Origin of the sequence: Maribacter sp. MJ134 (genome assembly GCF_003970695.1) — a bacterium.
Taxonomy (GTDB): domain Bacteria; phylum Bacteroidota; class Bacteroidia; order Flavobacteriales; family Flavobacteriaceae; genus Maribacter.
Genome location: NZ_CP034570.1, coordinates 3046991 through 3073358, shown reverse-complemented (window position 1 = coordinate 3073358; position 26368 = coordinate 3046991). Strand labels below are relative to the sequence as shown.

At 42.1% G+C, this 26368-nt stretch carries 8 protein-coding genes; 5 read left to right on the top strand and 3 right to left on the bottom strand.

The annotated features are described in order from the left end of the window. Window positions 1-116 precede the first annotated feature (116 nt). On the top strand, window positions 117-1628 hold the full coding sequence (gene gltX / locus EJ994_RS13225) for a glutamate--tRNA ligase (RefSeq protein WP_126592922.1): 1512 nt from the start codon (window positions 117-119) through the stop codon (window positions 1626-1628). 25 nt (window positions 1629-1653) lie between these two features. On the opposite strand, the gene EJ994_RS13220 is transcribed toward gltX, so the two are convergent. Then, the gene (locus tag EJ994_RS13220) at window positions 1654-2061 is read right to left on the bottom strand and encodes an ACT domain-containing protein (RefSeq protein ID WP_126592921.1); all 408 of its coding nucleotides are present in this window, start codon (window positions 2059-2061) and stop codon (window positions 1654-1656) included. A 156-nt stretch (window positions 2062-2217) separates the two neighbouring features. Between EJ994_RS13220 and EJ994_RS13215 the strand changes: the two genes are divergently transcribed. Beyond that, complete coding sequence (locus EJ994_RS13215; protein WP_126592920.1) at window positions 2218-3150, top strand: SPFH domain-containing protein; 933 nt, start codon at window positions 2218-2220, stop codon at window positions 3148-3150. Window positions 3151-3229: 79 nt separating this feature from the next. Here EJ994_RS13215 and EJ994_RS13210 read toward each other — a convergent pair whose 3' ends face one another. Both EJ994_RS13210 and EJ994_RS13205 read right to left on the bottom strand, forming a co-directional pair. After that, window positions 3230-4510 (bottom strand): POTRA domain-containing protein, encoded by a 1281-nt coding sequence (locus EJ994_RS13210; RefSeq protein ID WP_126592919.1) that lies wholly within the window; start codon window positions 4508-4510, stop codon window positions 3230-3232. Between the two features lie 192 nt (window positions 4511-4702). Next, window positions 4703-6388: a glutamine--tRNA ligase/YqeY domain fusion protein gene (locus tag EJ994_RS13205; protein ID WP_126592918.1), complete on the bottom strand. Its 1686-nt coding sequence runs from the start codon at window positions 6386-6388 to the stop codon at window positions 4703-4705. A gap of 224 nt (window positions 6389-6612) precedes the next feature. Between EJ994_RS13205 and EJ994_RS13200 the strand changes: the two genes are divergently transcribed. The 3 genes from EJ994_RS13200 (at window position 6613) to EJ994_RS13190 (ending at window position 26352) form a co-directional block, all read left to right on the top strand. Next, a complete protein-coding gene (locus tag EJ994_RS13200) occupies window positions 6613-8859 on the top strand; it encodes a gliding motility-associated C-terminal domain-containing protein (RefSeq protein WP_241240783.1) in 2247 nt (748 codons plus the stop codon). A gap of 7 nt (window positions 8860-8866) precedes the next feature. Next, complete coding sequence (locus tag EJ994_RS13195; protein ID WP_126592917.1) at window positions 8867-11152, top strand: PorP/SprF family type IX secretion system membrane protein; 2286 nt, start codon at window positions 8867-8869, stop codon at window positions 11150-11152. Window positions 11153-11580: 428 nt separating this feature from the next. Further along, the gene (locus EJ994_RS13190; RefSeq protein WP_164721466.1) at window positions 11581-26352 is read left to right on the top strand and encodes a T9SS type B sorting domain-containing protein; all 14772 of its coding nucleotides are present in this window, start codon (window positions 11581-11583) and stop codon (window positions 26350-26352) included. Window positions 26353-26368: the final 16 nt, after the last annotated feature.

The following is a 26368-nucleotide window of genomic DNA, read 5'->3' as shown; positions in this document are numbered from 1 at the left end:
GCAACCCTCACCCCGCTTTTGGTTATTTTAAAAGAGTATGGTCTTGGCGGTGTCGATTATATAATTTCTCTTGAGAAATGATTCTAGGGATACGCCGCTTTTTATACCTTTGCTCAATGACAAATAAAGTACGAGTGCGTTTTGCGCCAAGCCCTACAGGACCCTTGCATATTGGTGGTGTTCGCACTGCATTGTTCAATTATCTTTTTGCTAAAAAACATAAAGGCGATTTTATTCTCAGAATCGAGGATACGGATCAGAATAGATATGTAGAAGGCGCGGAAGAATATATCGTAGATGCTTTGAACTGGTGCGGAATTCCTTTTGATGAGGGCGTTGGTAAAGAGGGCAATTTTGGACCCTACAGACAAAGCGAAAGAAAGCATTTATATAAGGCCTATGCAGAGGAACTCATTGTAAAGGGCAAAGCGTATTATGCCTTTGATACCGCCGAGAACCTTAATTTTCATCGTAAAGACCATGAATCAAAGGGTAAAACTTTTATTTATAATTGGCATAACAGATTAAAATTGGACAATTCTTTATCAATGATGCCCGAGGCTGTTGAAAAAAGACTCAACTCCGGAGACGATTATGTCATACGATTTTTAACCCCTCCCGACGAAAAACTTCACCTTAAGGACACCATACGTGGAGCTATGGAAATAGACACCAATGTCTTGGATGATAAAGTATTATTTAAAAGTGACGGCATGCCCACGTATCATTTGGCCAATATTGTTGATGACCATTTAATGGAAATTACTCATGTTATACGGGGCGAAGAATGGTTGCCGTCTTTGGCCCTACACCAACAGTTATATGATGCTTTTGAATGGCAGGCCCCGGAATTTGCTCATTTACCCTTAATAATGAAACCTGTAGGAAAGGGAAAACTAAGCAAACGAGATGGTGAGAAAGGGGGCTTTCCGGTATTTCCCCTTTCTTGGAAGGATGCAGCGGGGTATAAAGAAGCGGGATATTTTCCTGAAGCCGTTATTAATTTTTTGGCCTTATTGGGATGGAATCCAGGAACGGAACAGGAACTGTTCAGCCTGGACGAGTTGGTCAAATCCTTCTCTTTAGACCGTGTAAACAAATCTGGAGCGCGGTTTGACCCAGATAAAACCAAATGGTATAATCAACAGTACATGCAGGTTATGCAAAATGCAGATCTCGCAATAGCATTTAAAGAGGAACTTGATACAAAATTAGCATCGGAGCAAGAGGAATATGGCTTGGATTACATAGAAGAAGTAATTTCCTTGATTAAGGAACGTGCCGTTTTCGTTTCGGATTTCTGGGATTTGAGCGACTATTTTTTTCTATCACCAAATGGCTACAACGAGAAAGCGGTCAAGAAGCAATGGAAGGAAGGAACAGGGGCTATAATGGAAGAGCTTGCATTGGTCTTGGAATCCATAGATGATTTCACCGCTCAAGACACCGAGACCATGGTAAAGGCATGGATAACTGAAAAAGAACTTTCATTCGGAAAAGTAATGCCGCCGTTGCGTTTAGTACTGGTCGGAGATATGAAAGGGCCGCATATTTTTGATATTATAGCAATGATTGGTAAGACTGAAACTATTTCTAGAATACGTAAAGCTATAAAATTACTCGGCTAGGAAGCTGGTTTTCGGACTCAAGCCATTACTGTTTATTTTTATTCTCTGCTAGGTTTGATAAAACAGTCATAGCCCTATCGGCATCCTTTTTTGCTACAAAAATGTGATCATGGTAGTAACCCGCGATAACATTACAACTTATCTCGTGTTTCGCCAATTCCGTAGAAAATAATGCCGTTAAACCAACAGCCTCCAAAGAAGAATGCACGGACAGCGTTATCCATGAGGCAATGTAGTCGTAGGATAAACCTAATTCTCGTGCTTTGCCTCTCTCGAGAATTAGCGTAAAACCTTCTTTTTCTTTAAATTGACCTATAGCCTCCCCATTATTGACAATTGAACTGTCCTTTGTCGTGACAAAAACGAACTCGCCCGGGTTAAGAATAGGGGTAAGTTCTTTTTGTAACAACGAGAGATCTTTTTTGCCAGCCATGTATAAAGTTCTTGTCTAAATTCTTCTGTTAATTACGTTAGGCAACATTTGGAAGTAGTATTGCCTGAAGAAACAATGTAACAAATCCCAAGTAAATACGACACATATACGATAGCGATTTCGTAAATTACCAATATTAACTAAAATCAAGATATTATGGGAAACTTCTTTATTATACCAATTGTTATTTTTGTAATCCTAGTGATTATTTCGGGTATTTTTATCGTAAAACAGCAAACAGCTGCTATTGTGGAAACCTTCGGTAAATTCAGTAGTATAAGACATTCTGGACTTCAATTTAAAATTCCCTTTGTACAGCGCATCGCGGGAAGGTTGAGTTTAAAAATTCAACAATTGGATGTCATCATTGAGACTAAAACGTTAGATGATGTTTTTGTACGACTAAAAGTTTCTGTGCAGTACAAGGTAATCAAGGATAAAGTTTACGATGCTTTCTACAAGTTAGACTATCCACACGACCAAATTACTTCATATGTTTTTGATGTCGTACGGGCAGAGGTCCCAAAAATGAAATTGGATGATGTTTTCGTTAAGAAAGATGATATTGCTTTGGCCGTAAAGGCAGAATTGAACGACGCCATGTCAGATTATGGGTTTGATATTATTAAAACCTTAGTTACCGATATTGACCCGGACGCTCAGGTAAAACAGGCCATGAACCGAATTAACGCATCCGAACGTGAAAAGATTGCCGCACAGTTCGAAGGGGATGCCGCAAGAATTCTAATCGTAGAAAAAGCAAAGGCCGAAGCAGAGAGTAAGCGCCTGCAGGGGCAGGGTATTGCAGACCAACGTAGAGAAATTGCCCGTGGCCTAGAGGAATCTGTAGAAGTGTTGAACAAAGTGGGCATTAATAGCCAAGAGGCTTCCGCGCTTATTGTAGTAACACAGCATTATGATACCCTACAAAGCATCGGTGAGGAAACGAACACTAATTTAATTCTATTACCAAATTCTCCACAAGCAGGGAGTGACATGCTAAATAATATGGTGGCTTCCTTCACCGCCAGTAATATGATCGGTGAGTCTATGAAAAAGACCAATGTCCCAAAGAAGAACAAAGAATAGGTAAGCGCATATCAAAAAGAAAGGCCCAATCCATACGGACTGGGCCTTTTTCTATTGGCTAAAAACCGCATTGCGAACCTTAAAAATATTGACCTATTCCAAAAACGAGTCCGTTAGTTGCGTTGTTTCCAATTCCAAAGCCATAATCTAATCGAAAGACCGCATTGAAAATACGCTTGTGAATGAAACGCAGACCTAGGCCAGGATATAATCTTGTAGAAGTACCGTCAAAAAGCTGAGAGAAGTCTTCACCTGCATTTCGCCAGGAGCCCACGTCAACAAAGGCGTTACTCTGTATGACGAACCAACCTTTTTCGTAAAGGGTGTGCCTATATTCCGTATTTAGAACTATTGCAGCCGTTCCACGGTCTACTGTATTCCCTACGCCACGTATATTCAGCTGATTATCCAACGTGAAAGGGGCAAACGGAGAATCCTCATTACCAATCGCTGCAGCCAAGCGTAATCTATTGGCCCAATTGCCGCCTTTGCCAATTTTTTTATAGTAGGTCAGATCATTTCTTAGGGAAATGAAGCTTTGTAAAAATTCTTCTCCTGGGGCATCACCCTGTAGCAGTTGTATGTACTGTCCCGTAAATTCACTTTGCAATCCATCCAGATATTGATATTCGATGTCCAGATCAACGTAGCGATAGGCGGCCCTATAAATAAGTTTATCTGCGTTTAGGTTTAAAGGCCTATTGGGAAGAGGAGGGTCGTTACCTTCAAAACTATAACTTTCCTTAACCAGAATGGCGCCCAGTTCGGCTTCATTGTTAAAATCGAAAGAAAAGAGAAGATTGGCCTCTAAGTTTCTAGAATTAAAGCGATAATTCTTATCTCCCTCTTCGAAAAAAACGGGTTCTTGGGTCGTTACGTCCTGATAGTTTAAGCCAACCCCAAGTTTATCACTAAATAGAAAGGGATGTTCCCAAAAAGCTCCATAAGAGTTAAAGACGTTCTTTTCATAAAAAGCACCTAGTAACTGGTTGTTGCCAAAAAGATTGAACTCAAAGGCCGAAACACGATAAGCGAAGCTGCCATCGTTCGCCGTAGCTATACGCAAGCCCGGAATTAAGGTAAAATTTTCTTCTATAGTATAGGTTAGGTCAGTGCCACTAGGCGTTTCTGCAAAGGTATAACTTGCATTGGCAATACCCGGAAGCCGCTTTAGCCGCTCTACATCCCCAATAATTTTTAAGGTGTCCAAAACCGCCCCTTCTTTGGTCTTGATTAGCCGTTTAAGAAAAGTTTCCTTTGTTCGTTTTAAACCTTCGAAGGTTATTTTGTTAATACTGTTTTCTTGGGCATTGATGATTAATCCAATAAACAAAAGCACAAGGGTCAGGGTCTTTTTCATCGCTTAATTTTGATGATAAGACGAAGGCTCTGCAATTTCCCTACGAAAAACGAGGCTTTTTTTCAATTATTTATGGCGAGCAGCGCAGTGAAGTGAGTTTGGTCGATTGGTAAACACGGTGTAGTCTTGCTCATCTGAAAATAGAACAAGCTAAAATTGAAAGTAATAAAACAATCAGTCTTTTTTGAAGTGCTATCTTTTTTGCTGAATCTTGGCCCAAGAATCACGGAGACCTACTGTTCTGTTGAACACCAATTTTTCAGCAGTGCTGTCAGGATCCACACAAAAATACCCAATACGCTGAAATTGAAAACGGTCCTCTACCTTGGCGTCTTTTAAACTAGGCTCTAAGAAACCGGTTATTACTTTCAAAGAATCCGGATTAACGAACTCCATAAAATCCTTGTCCTTGTGGGTATCGGGGCTTTCATCGGTAAATAAGCGGTCGTAAAGGCGAATTTCCGCCTCTATGGCGTGCTTTATGGATACCCAGTGCAACGTGCCCTTAACGCGTCTTAAACTCTCTTCAGTGCCACTACCGCTCTTACTTTTAGGGTCATAGGTACATTGAACTTCGGTAATATTTCCATCGGAATCTTTGGTGCAACTTTCCGCCTTTATGATGTATCCGTTTTTTAAACGCACTTCTCCCCCTAACTTTAACCGAAAGAATTTCTTGTTGGCCTGTTCTCTAAAATCTGCCTTTTCAATGTAAAGTTCTCCAGAAAAAGGAACCTGTCTTGTTCCTAAAGTTTCATCCTCGGGACTATTCTCTGCTTCCAGCCATTCTTCCCCAGCCTCAGGATAGTTGGTAATAACCAATTTCAATGGGTCTAGAACACCCATTACCCTTGGCGTAATTTTATTTAGATGTTCCCGAATATGAAACTCCAGCAAAGAAACGTCGATTAAATTGTCCCGCTTGGCAATACCTATAGTGTCCGCAAAATTTCTAATGGATTCGGGGGTATAGCCTCTTCTGCGTAAACCGGAGATTGTTGGCATTCTTGGGTCGTCCCAGCCATGTACCACATTTTGTTCTACCAATTGAGCAAGCTTACGCTTACTCACTACCGTATGACTTAGATTTCTACGGGCAAATTCGCGTTGTTTTGGGCGAACTTTATTTTCATCATAGACCTGATCTAAAAACCAATCGTACAACTCGCGATGCATGGCAAACTCTAGCGTACAAAAGGAATGTGATACCTGCTCTATGTAATCGCTCTCCCCGTGGGTCCAGTCGTACATCGGATAAATACACCAATCGGTATTTGTCCTATGATGGCTTTTGTGCAGAATACGGTACATGATAGGATCACGCATTAACATATTTGAGGAGGCCATATCAATTTTTGCGCGAAGCACGTGGGTACCTTCATCGAATTTTCCATCTTTCATCGCTTCGAAAAGCGCTAAATTTTCTTCTATGGGCCTATTTCTGTTCGGGCTATCTGTTCCCGGTTCCGTTGGCGTGCCTTTTTGCGCGGCCATTTCTTCTGAAGATTGGTCATCAACATAGGCCTTACCATCCTTAATGAGCTGTACGGCCCAATCATAGAGTTGTTGAAAGTAATCAGAGGCATACCGTTCGGTATCCCATTGATAGCCCAACCATTCTACGTCCCGTTTAATGGCGTCAACAAATTCTTGTTCCTCTTTTGCCGGGTTGGTATCGTCAAATCGAAGATTAACAGGGGCATCATAGCGAAGACCCAGACCAAAATTTAAACAAATTGAACTCGCATGGCCGATATGCAAATAGCCATTGGGCTCTGGTGGAAACCTAAAACGGAGCTCATTGTTTGAATGGGTTTTACCTAGATCCTCCTCAACGATTTGCTCTATAAAATTCAAAGACTTTGTTGTCTCGCTCATGTCATTATTTTTCAGGCTACAAAAGTAGCAAAAATGCCACAATAGCTAAGTTTAAAATGGATAGACCTTGCATACTTCGCATTTCACAACAGAAAAGCTCACCCCTACAACAATAAGTTCAAAATATCCGTTATAAAGACCATATTTGACGTTGAATGCTAGGGTACACAAGAAAATGACCTCGGAAATTCATAACAAGTAGGGGCCCAAAACTACAGATCATTATGAAAACTAATTTCAAAAAGAACGTTTTAAGCGCAATGGTTTTGCTCTTTAGTTGCCTACAACTAACAGCACAGGCCATTGTAATCAATGCACCTGAACCTGCGGACAATCCTAATCTTGCGGGTAACTCCCCATGGACGGCGATTTGTGCCGGTAACGGGGGATTCAATGAATATTTTGTCAACATTACTTGGGCAGGCACTGCCAACGCCGGTAATGAGTTTATTCTGGAGCTCTCGGATGCCAATGGCAGTTTTGATGCCCCAACCACCTTGAAAACCATAACCGATCAAAATTCCAATTCGGATTTCAATACAGATTTCGCAATTCCCGTTACTACTCGTGGTCAAGGCTACAAGATGAGAGTGCGGAGTACCGATCCCGTAAAACTTGGGGCTGAATCTAACGCCTACAACATGTACTACATGGACGTCACTTCAAATCTCAATATAAGTGAAGCAGGAGATGGAACACCTCCGGGAAGTATTTGTAGTACAAATGCGATTACCCTACAAGTTGATAATATAGCCAACCCTGAAACATATCAATACATATGGTTTAGAAGTGGAACTCAAATTTCTGGTGAAACGGGCCATACGATAAACATTTCCCAAAGCGGAATGTACAACGCGTTTATAGACTACGGACCCATTTGTACCGGGTCCGGTAATACAGATTCTAACATAGTTGATGTTACGATAGGTGCTGGCGGCGCAGGTATCGCGGTTGCACCTCCCTCTAAGACAGCTTTATGCTCAGGAGACACGGAAACTTTGGCTATCAATACTACAGACCCTTCATGGAGCTATCAATGGTATAAGGACGATGTTGCCATAGCTGGGGCCATAGGAACTACGTACACCGTTAATGCGGCAAACGCAGGTTTTGAGGGAGATTATGCTGTTGAGATTTCAGGTTCGGGAATTTGTACCGAACGTTCAGCCGCAATCACGATGACCAATGCGGACAATTTTACGGTAACAAGGGATAATCCGGCGAATGTGGTGGTATTACCGTCTCAAACACAAACGTTGAGCGTTAGCACCGATGCTAGCGGACCAACCTATAAGTGGTTTAGAAATGGTGTAGAACTTACAGGGGAAACAAATAACTCCCTCAATATTACCCAAGAGGGTACTTATTACGCAGAGGTTTCTCAATCAGGAGGCGCCTGTTCCACATCGGTTAGGAACTCAGAGAATACGGTAGCCGTTGCTCCGGATGCTTTTGAGGTAATTGTGGATTATGCGGATGCATACACGTCTTGTGTAAATACCAGTATAATTCTTGATGTAACCACTATTAACGCTGTCGCAGCTGACGGAACCACCACGGATGTGACGGCAGATTTAGAAGATGCCTTTACCTACCAGTGGCTAAGAAATGGGTCAGACCTTACGGGACAAAATGGAAAATCGATAAGCATAGCTTCCAATTCTGAAAATGGGGATTACAGTTTAAATGCCACCATAGATTCCTATAATGAAAACTCTAATGTACTGTCCGTTCAATTATTGACTAGTGAAACCATAGCCATTAGCGCTACAAGCAGTATTTATTGCTCGGCCAGTGATGTTGTGACGATTAGCACATCAACCGACCTTTCTTCGGAAAGCTTTGAATGGCAGTTAGAAGGAGCTACTGTAAATACTACAGACGCGCAATACGATATTAACGCACCCGGAACATACCGACTAGTATTGGATAGGGACGGTTGTCCTCTCATTTCAAATGAAGTAACTGTTTCTCCTTTGGATGAGAACTTAATAACCCTAAATCCCTCTGGAGATATTGTTATACCGGAAGGTACTTCAAGAACGGTTACCGCTAGTGGCGGTACAGCTTACCGATGGATGAATTCTGCAAACGCAGAAATGAGCAACTCCGACAGTGTAACTTTTACAGAACCAGGAACGTATACCTTGGTGGCGTCCATAGATAATTGTGACATCATAAGACAAGTAGAGGTTAGCATTTTAGATACCTTCAAAGTACCTAATGTCATTACGGTAAACGGCGATGGTATCAACGATCAATGGGTTATACCAAACTCCTATTCAAACAAGCCAGATGTGAATGTAATTATTTACAACGAACAGGGAGAGGAAGTTGTAAACGAGTTCGACTATAAGAACAATTGGCCGCAAACGTCCACCGCATTTACCAAACAGAACATGGTATTCTATTATAAGATAAGGAATGCCAGTGAAGTCCTTAAACAGGGAACTATCACAGTAATACGTTAATTTCACCATGCTAAAGAAAAGTGTTTTATATCTACTAGTATTATTGCTCGGCACCGTAAAAGTCGGAGCTCAGGAGGACAACCCTTTTGTGGCTTACGATGTGCCTGCACAAAACCTTTTAAAGTATAACAGGTTCTTAATAAATCCAACGTTCTCAACTGTTCGAGAAGATAAATCCTATGTAAACCTCTTACATAGAAACCAATCGGTACAATTTGATGATAACAACCAAAACTATTTTCTAAGTTACAGTGGTCGTATAAGCGACCGTACTGGTCTTGGACTTAGCTTGTATACGCAACGATTAGGAGCCTTGAGCAACTATGGTGTTTTGGCCAACTATGCATATGGTATAAAGTTGAGCGATAAAAGTAATTTTACCTTTGGAGCAAACCTTTCTTACTACAATAGCGGGTTTGATGAAGGAAGAGCTACTACAGTTGAGGAAGACCCTTTTCTTGCAGGATTACAGGATCAGAATTTATTATCCTTTCAGCCAGGTTTCAATTTATCTTATGGCAAGTTTGATGTGGGTGTATTCGCTGAGAACCTGTTCGATTACAATATAAAGACTAGCGAATCCTTAACGGAATTCAAGGATAAAACGTTTTCGGGACACTTACAATATACCCATCAGTTTGAAAACCAGTCCGGGGTATTACGACAAGGTAGACTAATGCCTTTAGCGAGAGTAAGGAAAGTAGGGGAAGAGGAACTCACCTTAGGAGGTAGTCTAATTTTGGACTTGCCCAAATTGGGTTGGGTACAAGGTGGTTATGATAGTTTTTACGGTGCTTCAGCCGGGGTCGGTTTCAACCTCAACCAAAGAATCTCTTTAGGATATACCATGGAGAAGGGATTGTCTAACAATTTTGACAATTTTGGACTTACACATGAGATATCATTTGCGTATTCTTTTACGCCTAATCTTACGGAAGACCGGGTAATGTTGGAGGATGACACGGACGACCTTGTCGAAAATTCGCTAGAACCCGAAAATTTGGCCTCGTCGGAAGAGATTGCTGAATTGAAAAGAAAATTAGCTGAGAACGATGCCATAATCGAAGAGCTGATGTTTAGACAGGATTCTTTAGAATCAACAAGGCAGCAAGATCTGGAAAGACGATTCAATATGGTCATGCGCATGGTTAGAAACGAAACTAGCGGCGAACGCCCCGATTTAGAAAGAAAGGCCGAAGCACTATTTAAAGGGAACGATGAAAGTAGTATTGCAGCTACAGGAAGAAATAATAGTAATGATGGAGGAGTGTCAAAGAATATCCGCAGGCAAACCCAGAACGATGCCATCGTAAACAATAGCGCAGCCAGAAAAGAGCCCGCTACCGCAGCACCGAAAATTATCCCGAACGTATCTGAGGAAAGTGTGGCTGCTATAGACAAAGTTAGTACATCGGAATCTGAAGAAAAAAATGGGGTGGCTAGGCCCAACAGAAGAACAACCGTTGCGCCAACAGAAATTGTTGCTACCAAAAAAACCGGTCAGGACAAATACAGGGAACCAGCTAGCACATACACCAAAGAAAAAGATGCGATCGCTGTTACTAAACCAAAGGGAAATACTAGTCAACGGTCTGGTACATCATCCATCGTACAAGACAAAGTAAAAAGCAGAAAGTTCAGGGACCTACCTAATGTTAAAGACGGCTATTATGTGGTAGCAAACGTTTATAAGGGAGGGAAATATATGGATAACTTTTTGAACACGCTTAACGACAAAGGTATTGATGCCAATTACATAGACAACCCAAACAACGGCTTAAAGTATGTTTACTTAGAGCGTTATGACACATGGGGCGAAGCCGTGGCGGCCCATGAAAGCCAGTTTAATGGCGCTTACAATGACGCTACGTGGATTATGAACGTAGCCAATAGATATACCAATAGGGAATATGCCGCCAACGTTGACAAACTCAAGGAGAAGTCTTCCAAATACGATACAAGCGTATTACAGAAGAATGTAGTAGCACAGGATAAAGTAGCCGCTAAGGAAATTGACCCTCAAACGTATAAAATAAATGGAATAGGTTCAGGGTATTACATCATTGCTAACGTATTTGCAAACCCGAAAAACGCTAATCGTTTTGTAAAACTCTTAAACTCTTACGGTTTAAATGCAAGTTATTTTATCAACCCGGAGAACAAGTACCGGTACGTTTACTTAAAGCGCCACGATTCTTGGAGCAATGCGCTGATTTCCTATTACTCTAGATTGAACGATGCCTATGATGATAAAATGTGGATTATGCGGGTAAATTCAAATCAAATCGCTTAAAATTCAGCTGAAATTTCACTGTAAATCCCGATGTTTTTCATTGGGATTTTTTCATTTTTATCATCAACATTCGGTCAAATCGTATTTTGAAACTACCCTATTCCAAGTAAAAATAGACCGTTATTTTTAGTTCAAGAAATAGCCCTTTTACCCTTTTTTTATGGTTATTGAAGTATTCATTCTCAGCAAAAATCGTTCATCTGCCTTAAGATGTTGCACATCGATGAATAGCAATAAACAGGGTTCTTGTAGACCGGTTACCTAAGGTAATGCCGCTTTCACAACAATATAGTCCCATACCACAACATTAAATTCTGCACATCGTCACTATAATTCATATTTGTTATTGGAGTACTCTTTTTTTGGCCAATGAACAAGATTGAGCTTTAAGGAGAATAAGTCTACTTGAATAACACCGGATGATTATTATGTTTAATTACCTTCTCAATACTAAAACTGTAGCTACGGTTAGTTCCCGACGAGCTTCCCGTATCTTTTTTTTGACGGCGCTGTTTTGCCTTCTCGCATTCACTGGTTTTGCTCAGGAATATCAATCCTTTACTAGAACCTATCCTTCTGGCGATACTTTTAGATATCAAGCCAATATGAAGGGCGACCTGACTTTTGTGGGCAACAGTATCATGAACAGGGACGGCGGTACCAGTGATACCGAGCCAAATGATGCTTACAACAACCTTAACGACGATAATAGTTTTAACCCTGCAAGTAATCGGGACACTGAAACCGGCGGGTATTACAATTACAATGATTTTAAGAATATGCGTTACATTGATGTAGACAATGATGTAACTACATTTAGTTCTAGTACTGCCAACCTTACCTTCGCAGATGCTTCCTGTAGCCGAATTAGATATGCGGCACTCTATTGGTCCGCAACCTACCCTAGAGACCACACTACTGATGCCTCCGGTACGGCTAGAACACATCCAATTGACCAAGTAAAGCTAATGGTTCCCGGTGGAACCTATGTAGACATTACAGCGGATGAAATCCTTTATGATGGACTTACCAATACGGCCTTGTCCAGTAATGCACCCTACGCTTGTTACGCAGATATTACCGCATTGATAACCGCACAGGCAAATCCAGAAGGCGATTATACCGTAGCAAATATACCGGCCGCTCAAGGTGTGGGATATGATTTAAGTACCGGAACTAGCCATATGCCTGGTGGTAGCGCAGGTGGCTGGACCTTGGTGGTTGCCTACGAAAACCCTAACTTAAGTGGAAAGCTCATAACAACATTTGATGGTTTTGCGCGTGTTACCGGTTCAAATTCTATTACGATCGATTATAACGGCTTTACGACCATTCCAACAGGTCCCGTGAACGCTAATATAGGAGCAGCGGCGTTGGAAGGTGATTTCGCTATTACGGGCGACAGAATGGAAATTAGGGCAGCATTGAATTCAGGTTCCGGTTTCTATAGAATGCGAAACACTGTTAACCCCCAAAATAATTTCTTTAATAGTAATATTACACTGAACGGGGTTGATCTTGTAGGCAGGGTACCCTCTAGTTTAAATACACTTGGTTTTGATGCTGATTTTTTAAACCTGCCTACCAATACCATTCCTAATAATGAAACTGCGGCAACATTTCGTTTTCGTACGAATGGTGATCAATTTTATCCCTTTTTCAACTCCTTTAACATTGAGATTATTGAACCCAACATTGTTCTAGAAAAAAGAGTTGAAGATATTGCGGGTAATGACATTACGGGATTAGGCGTTAACCTTGGTCAAACACTGGATTATGTCCTGTCTTTTGACAACATTGGAAACGATGACGCGGATAATTATACGATAAGAGATATTTTACCCATCAATGTAACCTTGGACGAAGCATATTTCACGACTCCAGGGTCACTGCCAACAGGAGTTACATACACGTATGACCCAGCAACAAGAATAGTTCTTTTTACGATTCCAAATAACTTGGTTACCGATACTAGTCCTGTTTCGTCCATTAGAATGAGGGTGCGAGTGGCAGAAAATTGTTTTGATTTTGTTGATGCTTGTACAGACTTAATACAGAATTTAGCATATTCTACCTATCAAGGTATTGAAAATGACAACCAGATTACAGATGACCCTAGTGTTACGGATTTTGATAATTGTGGCTTTACTACTCCCGGAGCGACCAACTTTCTTTTGGATGATTTATCGGCCTGTAATTTTAGAAGAACCACGCAATTATGTGGAGATAATGTAATACTTGACGCAGGGGATAATTTTGACAATTATGTATGGGTAAGAGATGATAACAACAATGGTGTAATAGATGCCACGGATACCCCTATAAACGATGGTGACCCGGATAATGACCCCAGCACAGTGGTTGTAAACCAAGTAGGAACATATCTGGTAGACAAACAAATAGCAGACCCTTGTAAAGGATTTATGGAAATAATTGATGTTGAGCTTTTTGGTTCAACTCAGACTAATCCTATTCTAGACTATTTCAACGATTTAAATAGCGATGCCAATGCCTCTAACGATATACAGGGGGAAATTGTCGTAGACTGTAATGATGGTACAACACAATTTCCCAAGATATTCTTGTGTGGAACAAACGACAGCCAGCTTTTACAGGTAAATATTAGCGATGCACAAGGCCTTTTTTGGGAACGTCTAGACGAATCTAGCTGTACCGTAGAACCGGAGAACTGTTTGAACAGAAACCTAAGTTGTACTTGGAACCAGGTAGAGACGGGAAGTGATTTTACGGTCGGGACTGAAGGCAAATACAGATTATCCATTACATACCTAAACGGATGCGTAAGCCGCTTTTATTTTGATGTTTTTCAGAACAACCTAGATATAGATTACACCAGTAGAGATGTAGTTTGTAATACCGATGGAAATATTACCATAACAAATCTGGGAAGTGGTTATGGCTATCAATTGGTTGATGTTGCCACGAACACCATAGCGATTCCTTTTAGCGCTAATAACGGACCTAGTTTTGATTTTACCACCAACGGAGCTTTTAGAGTAGAAGTAACGCAATTAGACCCATTTACGGGAGATCCAATTGTTGGCGCATGTGTGTTTAGTACTCCGGATATCGGTATTTTGAACAGGGACATGCAAGTAAACCTGACCACGACGGAAGCTAATTGTAACGCCCAAGGATCAATTCAAATAGACGCTTTAAATGTGTTCCCTAACTATTCTTACGAGCTAAGACTGGATGATGGTACCGCTGCGCCCGTTGCCCCTGCAAACGACCCTTATCAAGGATTACACCCAGGAGGCACTTTTATTGACGATGAAACCGCACAACCTAATAATTCACATACCTTCAATGTAAACGAGGGCGATTATTTTATCATTACAAGATCTGATGATGGATGTATAGATGTGCAATCCATAACCGTTAATCGTATTCCAGACCCAACGGTTTCAGCACTGACCACCGCCAACATAGGCTGTTCGGCAGGTACAATTGAACTTAGTAGAACCGGAGGTCAGGGTAATCCGGACTTCCAGTACGCCATTTGGAGCAAGGACGGAACAGTATTGCACAGCCCAGGAGGTTCGCCAACCGAACAACAAATAGTAGATAATATTGACCCTAATGCCTATCAAACAGAGACAACGTTTACTTTTGGTTGGAGAGATACCGACAACGATTTAATCGACGAATACTTCCTAGGAGAAGACGGAACGTATCAATTTATAGTTTTAGATGCGAATGGATGTTATGGAATTTCGGCTCCGGTTACGATAGCTGATAATGGCGGACTTACCATTGATTCTATTAGCGAAGTGCAGCCATCTTGTTCAGGTGATGCTGATGGAGAATTGACCATCAACATTACAGGCGGAGTAGCCCCTTTTCAATACAGTATCGATAACGGAGCTAATTACCAACCTACCCATAATTTTGTTGGGTTATCCGCTGGAAATTATGATATCCGAGTACTTGACAGTAGCGGGTGTGATATTACGCAACAGTACGTACTGAATCAGCCATTTCCGTTAAGTGCATCGGCAGGAGTATCTAGAGATGCCACTTGTGACCCTAACGGAGGGGAAGTACGTATTACGAATGTGGTTGGAGGTAATGCGCCCTATGAGTATAGTTTTGACGGTGGTAGCACATGGGGAACGTCTTCAATCGCTGTATTGCCTCCTGGAGACTATACAGTCCTGGTAAGGGACAGTGCATGTTCGTTCCCTATGAACGTTACTGTTGAGGATTTACCCACGCCTCCTAATGTGGTCTTGACCCCTGAGGTGAACTACAACTGTGATGGAACGGGTACTATTACGGCTTCGCCGAGTATAAGTGGGTACGATTACAGATATGAGTTAGACGGTGTCCCCAATGCCCCAGACCCTACTAGCAATGTTTTTAATAACGTAGCTCCTGGCACCTATACCGTTACCACTTATTATACCTCCCAGACTCCACCAACTCCTAGTTTGCTTTTATCAGAAGATTTTGGCGTTGGAAATGGCACCATACCAAGTCCGGACACAAGAGGATATGCGTATGAGGACCAGACGACAAGTACAGCTGGTGGCGGAGATACCAATAGAAATATTAACGATTTTCAGTACAGTGTTACCAATCGAATAGTAGCGCCTTTCGGAGCTTGGATAAGCCCTAATGACCACACAAATCCTTCAGATCCAGACGGAAGATTTTTAGTAATCAACGTAGGAACACCAAGTCCAGGACAAATTATTTATACCAAACCTATAAATGATATTATTCCCAATAGACCTTTAAGGATATCACTTCACATTTTTAACCTCGTTGTTTCTACGAGGACTATACTAGATCCGGATTTAACCATTGAAATAGTGGATACCGGAGGAACGGTAATCCAATCCATAAGAACTGGTGATATTGCTAAGAACACAGGCCCTGACGATTGGGTTCTGTTTACGGCGGATTTAGATCCAGGAGCAAACACGAATCTGGATTTCGTTATCAGAACCGAAAAAATAGGGAATAATGGAAACGATTTAGCTTTAGATGACATAGAAATTTTTCAAATACCGGAGGTTTGTGAACTATCTGTTGAAACGCCGGTAACCGTGGCTGCCGGTCAAGTTTTCGGAAGTACTTTGCAAAGTTCTACGAATGCATCCTGTAACGGGTTGAGTGATGGAACAATCACCTTTCAAGTAGCGAATTTTGATTCGGTTGCCGGGTTTGAATATTCTGAGGACGGAGGCACAAATTGGATTTTATCTACAAGTTCACCAGTAACTACAAATGCGGTTTTTGGAGCGGGTAACCAAACGGTTTTAATCAGAAAAGCGAACGAAATTACATGTACTACATCCGTATCCGCATTAATCACGGAGCCAACTGCCGTTGAGGTTAATGCAAATGTTACGACAGCACTAACATGTACGAATGGGGCAACGATTACGGCGAACGCCTCGGGTGGTACAGCTGTTTATAACTATCAACTTGAGAATGTTGGTGGTACACCTGTAGCCTCTTATGATTTTGCTACGAATGGTACTAACCGGGTATTTTCAGGTTTAGCCGATGGCACCTATGTTGTACGCGTTAGGGATGCAAATAATTGTGAGGATGTTATCGATACATCAATAATCATTAATCCATTGAACCCATTAGTGTTCAATGCCGTTCCGATGACTTGTTACGACGGAGGAAACAACGCCACTATTCAAGTAAACGTTACGGATGGTAATGGAGGATATCAATTTAGAATTGATGGAGGACCATGGTTAACGCCTACTCCGGCATCATCAACGACCTACACTTTCCAAAACTTATCAGATGGTTCTTTTGATATAGATGTACGAGACCAAAATGGATGCCCGTTGTCTTTGGCCACACAAACGGTTACAATAGAACCTAATTTAACAGTATCTGCTGTGGCTCCGAACATAGCTGCCTGTGATACATCAGCTGAGGTAACGATTACCGCCAATGGTGGTGACGGGAACTATACCTATGCCATTGTTGCTAGTGGCGCTACCCCTGTCAATGGAGATTTTAGCACAACAAACCCAGTGGCTGGTTTTGCAGCAGGGAATTACGATGTTTATGTAAGAGACAATAGTGGAAACACAGGTTATTGTTCAGAAAGTTTTGCTTTGACAATTACACAGGATGCGCCAATTAACTTTGCCCCAACACCAACTGACGTTACATGCTTTGGAGACAGTAATGGGTCAATAGCCATCTTGGTCAATTCTGGAGGACAAGCTCCGTTTACCTATAGTATTGATAATGGGGTAACGTATGGTACAGGCACCAATTTTCCGAATTTAAGCGCAGGTACGTATCAAGTAAGAGTAAGGGATGCAAACTTATGCGAATCAACGACCATACCTGTTACCGTTAATCAACCAGACCAATTAGTTGCAGAGGCAGTACAAACACAAGACTATACCTGTGCTCAACTTGGCCAAATCACTGTTGGAAGTATTACACCAACGGCGGGTGGCTCTGGGGACTATCAATATCGTTTAAATAGTGGTTCGTGGACAACCACTACTACAGGCGGTCATACGTTCACGGATTTATCCGATGGCACGTATACCATAAGCGTTAGAGACGCCAATGCGATAGGATGTGAAATTACGTTAAGCGATGTTACCATTGCTCCTTTACCAGTAGCGCCTACAGTAGATTATACTGTTGTGTATAATTGCGATGGGACCGGTAATGTAAGTGTTACACCTTTTGATAGTTCGTTCATTTACATTTTAGATGGTGCAGCCCAAGGGCCAGGAGTTTCAGCCAATATTTTCAATACTATTGCAGTAGGAACGCACACGTTAAGGGTTACTTATAGTCCAGATTGCCATGTAGATACCACGGTGATTATTGCAGATGGCAACGCTTTTGAAGCTACCGTCACGGCTTTTGAAAATTTAGATTGTAACGGTGATGCTTCTGGTAGCATTACCATTGATGCCGACAATTACGGAGCTGGTGGTTTTGAATATAGTATAAACGGAGGTGGTTTTGTAGGCCCATTTACAACGGCCCAAACAATCGCCGGACTTAATGCACAAACGCATAATATTGTAGTTCAAGATGTAAATGACCCAACCGGATGTACAGTTTCGCTAAGTCAAGTTTTAACCGAGCCAACGGCACTTGATGTCAGCGCTGCGATAACAACAGATTTTACCTGTAATAATTCGGGAGCAACGATAACAGCGAGTACTACAGGAGGTACACCGGCGTATCAATATCAATTGGAAATCAGTGATGACGCAGACCTTGCCGCGCCTTATGCATCTATTATTTCCGTAGAAAGACCTTATCAGAATTCACCTATCTTCAATAATGTTCCAGTAAGTAACCCAGGGGAGAGCTATGTAGTTCGGGTTAGGGATAGTAATAATTGTGAAGACGTCATAGATAACGCAATCACGGTAGCAGGTCCAGAACTCATTGTGTTTAATGCAGTACCTACCGCATGTTATACTGGTAATAACGACGGATCTATTGTAGTGAACGTTACGGGAGGCAACGGAGGATATCAATTTAGAATAGACGGAGGGCCATGGAGAACACCTGCCATTGCAACGGATGTTACCTATACATTTACAGGATTATCCAACGGTAGTTATGATGTAGAAGTTAGAGATCAGTTTGGATGCCCATTGGCTTCCAATACACAAACAGTTTCCTTAGACCCTAATCTTAACGCAACCATAGATGTCGTGGATATCAGCTCTTGTGCGGATGGTAGTATTACCGTGAACGCGACGGGAGGAGACGGCAATTTTGTATACGCATTCATGCCTACAGGAAACGTTCCTGTCCTTGCGGACTTCGGTGCTTCCAATACGTTTGCCGTTACTACGGGTAACGATGGGGATTACGATGTTTATGTGTGGGACAATAACGGAATAGACCCACATTGTGAATTTACAACCACGGAAACGGTAGCACCGGCGGTTACCTTAGCGTATACAGCCACCCCTACTGCTCCTGAATGTCATGATGGTACAGGTTCCATTGCAGTGAACATTACTGCGGGCGATAATCCTTATACCATTGAAATTATCGATTTGGACAACGGCGGGGCATCCGACCAGACCAATACGAACGTGGTTGCGACTACCCAGAACTATTTTAACCTTGGCACGGGGAACTATACGATTATCGTTACCGATGCAAATGGTTGTGACAGAACAGAAACACCGGTGACCATTACCAATCCCGATGAGCTTACAGCGGATATTATAGGTATTGCACCGGTAAATTGCGACCCTGACCCAAACATGTACGGTTTTGAATTCGACAATTATCCATTGACCTTAGGCACATTAGAATTTAGTGCCGACGGTGGTTCAAACTGGCAATCTAGCGATACGTTCGTCGGAGCTGCATATACATCAGGGACAGAAGTAGAACCATCTATTAGAGTTGTAGGTACTAACTGCCAGACCGATTTGCCAAGGTATACCATCCCTTATCCTTTGGATGACCTCGATATTAGCATCTCTGCTATCATTGTGGATTGTAACGATCTTCAGGTTACGGTTCAAGGTACCGAGGGACTAGCACCTTACGAATACACCTATTCGGAAAACCCTGTTAATTTTAATCCTGCATCTGCAACGTGGCAACCAGGGGGAACGGTCGATTCTGGTGGTAACACCGTGCCAGCAGGAGAAGGAAGCTTTGTGTTTACCGGACTTGTGCCTGGAAGAACTTATGTGTTTTATGTACGTGATTCTAGTCCGTGTGTGAGGCAGAGTTCACAAAACGTAAACACGCTTGCACCACCACCCGTACAGATATCAGCAGATGTAACACCCACTTGTGACGGAGTTACAAACGGACAAGTTACGTATACGGTTACAGAAACAACACTTGGAGAACTTGGCGGTTCTTTTGATTGGGATTTTTATCGCTTGGACGATACACTTCCAATTGGAGCACCAACATTGATAACCTCCGGCACAGAAGGAACCTTTGTTTCAGGGGATTCCTTTACGGTACCAACTCCAGCAAATTTAGGTACGGGGGACTACTTCGTAGAAATAAGAGGAGCCGCACCGAACAATTGTGTTATAGGAAGTGAGAACGTAGAAGTAGAACAACTAGACCCTATAACATTCACCCCTAACGTACTTTCACATATAACCTGTGCCAACCCGGGATTAGTGGAAATCCAGAATCCGCAAGGTGGTGGAGGAACATATACGTATACTCTAAGTAGCACTAATTTTATTTCAGATATCGTTACAACCGATAATCCAGTAGAAGTGCCTATTTCTAATTTAGTTGATGCAACGGCAACACCGTTCAATGTGCTTGTAGAGATTGCTGATCAATATAATTGTCCGGTGACCACGTTACCTTCTCATACCGTGTCCATGGATATTTCACAAAGTCCTACGATTACTAGCGTAACAACGACAAATTGTGCAACACCCTTTGGAATTACCGTGAACGCAAGCGGCGGTAGTGCACCATATCTATATTCCATCGATGGAGGAACAATATATGTTGACAATGGAGGTATGTTCAATAACGTAGCTGTAGGTTCCTACACTATTTCAATTATTGATGCTAATGGTTGTACGGCTTCGGATACTGCAGAAATATACCCTGTATTACAAGCAAGTGCAACAAATACAAAATTATTGGATTGTTCTGTCGTAACAGTGCCAAACCCCTATGGCCCGGATGCTGTAATTACCATTGAAGCTACAGATGGTTCAGGTTCTTATGACTATGAGATTACCGGACCTGAAAACGAAACGAGAACAACCCTGACCTCACCGGAAGAATGGACCACGTCTACACCGGGAACGTATACGGTGTCCGTGTATGATAACAATCGACCATCGTGTCCTGCGAGAACCTTTACCGTTGAAGTCCCAACGAGATTAGAGCCTGTAGTTGATACTATCGATACCACAGATGTAACCTGTAATGGAGATACCGATGGTACAATTACTATTTCTGCTGTTGATAATGCTATTGGGCCATATACTTTTGAGATTACTGACAGAGATGGTAGTAGTGTAAATATTACCCCATCAAGCACAACGAATACCAGCGCAACCTTTACTGGTCTTGCACCTACAACCGGAGCGGGATATATCGTAACCATTACGGCATCTTCTTCCAATAACTGTCCAACAAACAGTGTGGCAATACCTATTGGTGAACCAACTGCCATAGCGGTTACCATGAACATACCTGTAGAGTTCGTTTGTACTACCGGAAATAACGAGAACAATGCAAGTATTTCTGTTCAAAGTGCAACCGGAGGTTCCAATACATTCGTACGTTACCAATTCTTCAATAATTTGGATTTGGTGACACCTGTTCAAGATGGCACTAACGATACCTATATCGAAACCAATGTTCTTGGCGGAGATTACACCATTATTGTTTTTGATGACAACGGTTGCCAAGGGACGGCGTCGGCCAGTATCGCTCCATTCGATGAATTATTGCCGGCTACTATTACAGTAGACCAAACCATATCATGTATTGCAGGTGAGAATATTACCATAAACGCCTTTGGGTCGCTTACGGACTCAAGCACACCGGCAGGCTTGGCAAATTACGAATTTAGACAACTGCCAAGTGGTGTATTCGGAGCATCGAACACCTTTACGAATTTAAGTACGGGAACGCATAATTTTGAAGTGAGAAACGTAAATACCAACTGTATAGTCCCAGTTTCACATACGGTAGGTGAACCCAATAATTTTGAAATAACGTCTACAGTTGTTGATGTTGTTTGTGATGGAACAGATGGCTCGGTGAGTTTTACCATCAACGACCCAATTAACCCATATACCGGAGGATTCTCTTGGCAGATATATAATTCTCAAGGAACCGTTTCCTTAGGAGATGATGTTCTTATTGGCGGTGCCAATGGAGTGTCTGCCAATGTTGGCCCTACAACACCTTTTGCTTTAGGAGAGGGTGAATATAGGGTAGATATTGTCCAAGATAGCAACCCCAATTGTACTACAACAGATTTCTTCGCTATTGCTGGTCCTAACGGTCCCATAACAGGAAATACGCAAGTAGAACCTATTACTTGTGCCTTTAATGATGGCGTAATTGAAATTATCGATGCGCAAGGAGGTTGGGGAACGTACACCTATTTTGTTGCCTTAGCTACAGACCCATCACCGACAGTAGGAAGCTTTGTGAACAACCCAAGATTTACAGGTCTTGCAGGTTCAGCTACGCCCGGAACGGATTATCAGGTCTGGATTAAGGATCAGAACGATTGTATGCAACGATTAACCGATGTAACACTAATAAACCCTGAGCCTATCTCCGCGAACTTACAGGTTAACCAAGGAAATTGTACGGATTTCTCTGGAGAGATTGAGGTAGTAGGAGTTACAGGAGGTCAGGGAAGTAATTACACGTACCAATTATTGCGAAATGGAAGCTTGTTTGGAGCGCCACAGGCGACCACAACGTTTACTGGATTAGGTGCTGGATCTTATGAGGTACAGATAACCGACCAACTTACTTGTGCCGCGACAACATCGGCTGCGATTTTATATGAAGTTATTTCTCCAAGGGCCGATATTGATAAAACAATCGATTGTAATTCTGGAGGAGAAATTACGATAACGCAGACCGGAGGCTCTGGAACATTTAATTATACTGTTACTTTCCCCGATGCTTCTACACCACAACCCGCAGTTTTAGGAAGTGCAACGGCGACGTTCACAAACCTGACTATGGTAGGGGATTATGTATTTACGATTACCGATACAGCAACTGGCCATAACTGTAGTAGCACAATAACACAGCGATTGGAACCCGCTGTTGTACCGAACATTGTTATTGATGACTTTACAGATGTGACGTGTAACGGAGCTGACGATGGTACGATTAGCGTCAACGCTATTCCTGATAATGGAATAGGACCTTACACGTTTATTATTATAGCTGGCCCAGGCAGTAGCGCTACGTTCCCGATAAACGCTTCAAGTAATACGGATGCAACAGCGGTTTTCACTGGTTTGGAAGGTTCCATTGCGGGTATTACCTACACGATAAGAGTAGAATCTCCAAACGGATGTAGCAGAGACATTACACAGACCATTACACAACCTAACGTAGTTTCTAGCTTTACGGCAAACACACAGCAATTTGCATGTACCGTGAGCAATAATGCAAACACGGCAAGTATCTCTGTGGACACTTCAACACTGTCAGGAGGCTCTAACAATTTCGTGAGGTATAGATTTGTAAATACAACTACGGCAACCGTGGTTCAGGATGGTCCAAATGCTGTTTATGTAGAAACTAATTATGCGGGAGGCGATTATGAAATAACAGCTTTTGATGACAATGGATGTGCTAGCCCAGCAGTTAACGCAACTATAGACCAGTTTGTTGAGATTAGTGATCCGGTAATCACGGATATAGCTCCTGTTACTTGTAATCCAGGTAATGACGCTCAAATTCAGGTAAATCTTACGATTAACCCGCCCTTGTCGACACCAAACCTAAACTTTGTGATTAATGGTATCAACGTGACATACACGGACAGTAATAACACGGGTCTCTTCACAGGGCTAGGGGCCGGCAATTATAGCATAAGTATTACCAATTTGGACACAGGATGTACGATTGATACGGTACATACCATTGAAGAACCATTGGAGATGCAGGTGGTTGCCACGAAACTTACGGATGAGGAATGCTTAAATAATGGTATTGATGACGGAAGCTTCAGTGTAAATATCACAGATTACGTGGGGACTTATGATTATCAAGTATTCAATGCGAACAACAATCCTATTGCGGGGCAACTCGGCAGCGGAAATACGAGTACTGCATTACCTCCGATAACAGGTCTTCCAGGCGGCTCTTATTATGTGAGGATTACGCAAACCCAAGCGCCATTCTGTGTTGAAAATTCTAATGTTATTACCATTATAGCTCCTGAAGCTCCAATAAGTGCTGTAATCAGCATAGAATCTAGCGTAAGCTGTTCTAATGACCAAGGTAGTATTCTGGTGAACCCAGAGGGAGGAAACGGACCTTATACCATTACTTTGATAAATACTACGACAGGTCAAGCTCCGAACGTACAAACCAATGTTAGTGCTTTCTTGTTCACCAACTTGTCTGCAGGAGATTTTGATATAGTAGTGGAGGATACCTTTGGATGTATATATACCGACACTGGAAATATTACCCTGATTCGTCCGGATGATATCGTTCCGACCATTTCTGCCAGCACCTTGGTATGTTATGGTGATGATACGGCTTCCATTACAGCTTCGGTCGGGGCTAGGAACGTAACACCTATCTATCAATATCAGTTAAATGTGTATCCAGATATGACCAGCACAACTGCTCAGCCCATATCTGTTCCACAGGCATCTGCGACTTTTGACAATCTGGGCGCAGGATTCTACAGCGTTACGGTTATGGACGACAATAACTGCGCAGCAGAGTCAAATAGAATTCAAATTATTGATCCAACGGAGGTTTCCGCCCAATTGATTAGAACAAGTGCGTTAACCTGTGCCACACAGGCAGAATTGGAGTTGATAGCCACAGGTGGCACAGGCCCCTATACTTTTAGTGTGGACGGAATAACGTTCAGTGCGTTTAATGAAGTAAATGGTCCAAACACCCATGTGTTCTCTAATATAGGTGCAGGAACGTATAGTTATTATGTTCAAGACTCCTTTAATTGTGCCCCCATCGAGTCCAATGAAATCACGGAAGACCCTATTATGCCATTGATTTTGGATGTTGATAGTTCGGCGGCCGTAATTAATTGTACGGGAGAAAGTACGGCCATTATTTATGCAGATGCATCCGGTGGACTAGGAAATTACCAATACGAACTTTATACGGATGTTTCCTTAAGTACTGCTTCAAGAATTGCCGGACCTCAAATGTTTGGTGAATTTACAGGGTTGTCGGCAGGTGTTTATTTTGTGAATGTGACCAGTGAAGATTGTACAGTTTCTGCCGAGCGTGTAGAAATTATTGAACCGGTCCCTTTGAGCTACACTGAAAATATCATAAATGTTAGCTGTGCTGGGGAAGAAGATGGAAGCATTACGGTGACGCTTGCTGGCGGCGCAGGAGGATATCAATATGCAATTTCACCTAACCTAAACCAATTTGATAGTGAAAATACGTTTACGGACTTAGCACCGGGAGACTATACAGTCATTGCACAAGATCAGAACGGATGTTTTGAACAACTACAGTACACGATTACCGAGCCTACGGTACTGCAAATAGACGCCACTATACTTCCAGAGGTATGTGAAGGAAATAGCGATGGTTCAATTACATTGAATATTACAGGCGGAACAGCTCCTTATAGCACAAGTCTAAATTCTAATAGCGATGCGGACTATGTACAGGACAGAACGGTGTTCAATGGTCTGCCAGGGGATAATTATTTGGTTTTCGTAAGGGATGCCAATGGTTGTGAGGCAAATATTGTTGTAGATATTACCCCAGGGGTTAACTTAAACGCTTCCGTTGAACCTATATACGAATGCTCTAGTGACACACCGGACAATTATGTAAACATTACCCTAGAAGACCAAACAATAATAGGGGATGTGTTATATGCGTTAGATTCGACAGACCCCGCAGATATGCAACTCAATCCAGATTTTAGGAATTCCGCTCCGGGAATGCATTATATAGCAATAGCGCACGCCAACGGATGTGTTCAAACCTTTGATTTTGAGATAGAAAACTTTGAGCCACTTACCTTAACATTAGAGCAGAGTGGAATTAATGAAATTACGGCAACTGCAGAAGGAGGAAGAGAAGGATACACCTTCTATTTTGACGATAGGGATAATGGAGACGAAAATACCTTCATTATTAGAAGAACGGATACCTACGTTGTAACTGTGGTGGACGATAACGGATGTGAGGCTCAAGCCAATATTTTTATGGAGTTCATAGACATAGAGATACCAAATTTCTTTACCCCTGACGGTGATGGTCAAAACGACGCTTGGTTACCAAGAAATCAAGAAGCCTTTCCACAGATACTAACCATCATTTTTGATCGTTATGGTAGGGAGGTTTACCGAATGGGCTTAAATGATGCCGGATGGGATGGTCTGTACAACCAAAGCGAACTCCCCACAGGTGATTATTGGTATGTTATAAAGCTTAACGGAGACGAGGACAACAGAGAATTTGTTGGACATTTTACCTTATACAGATAGAACTTAACCTTGAAAA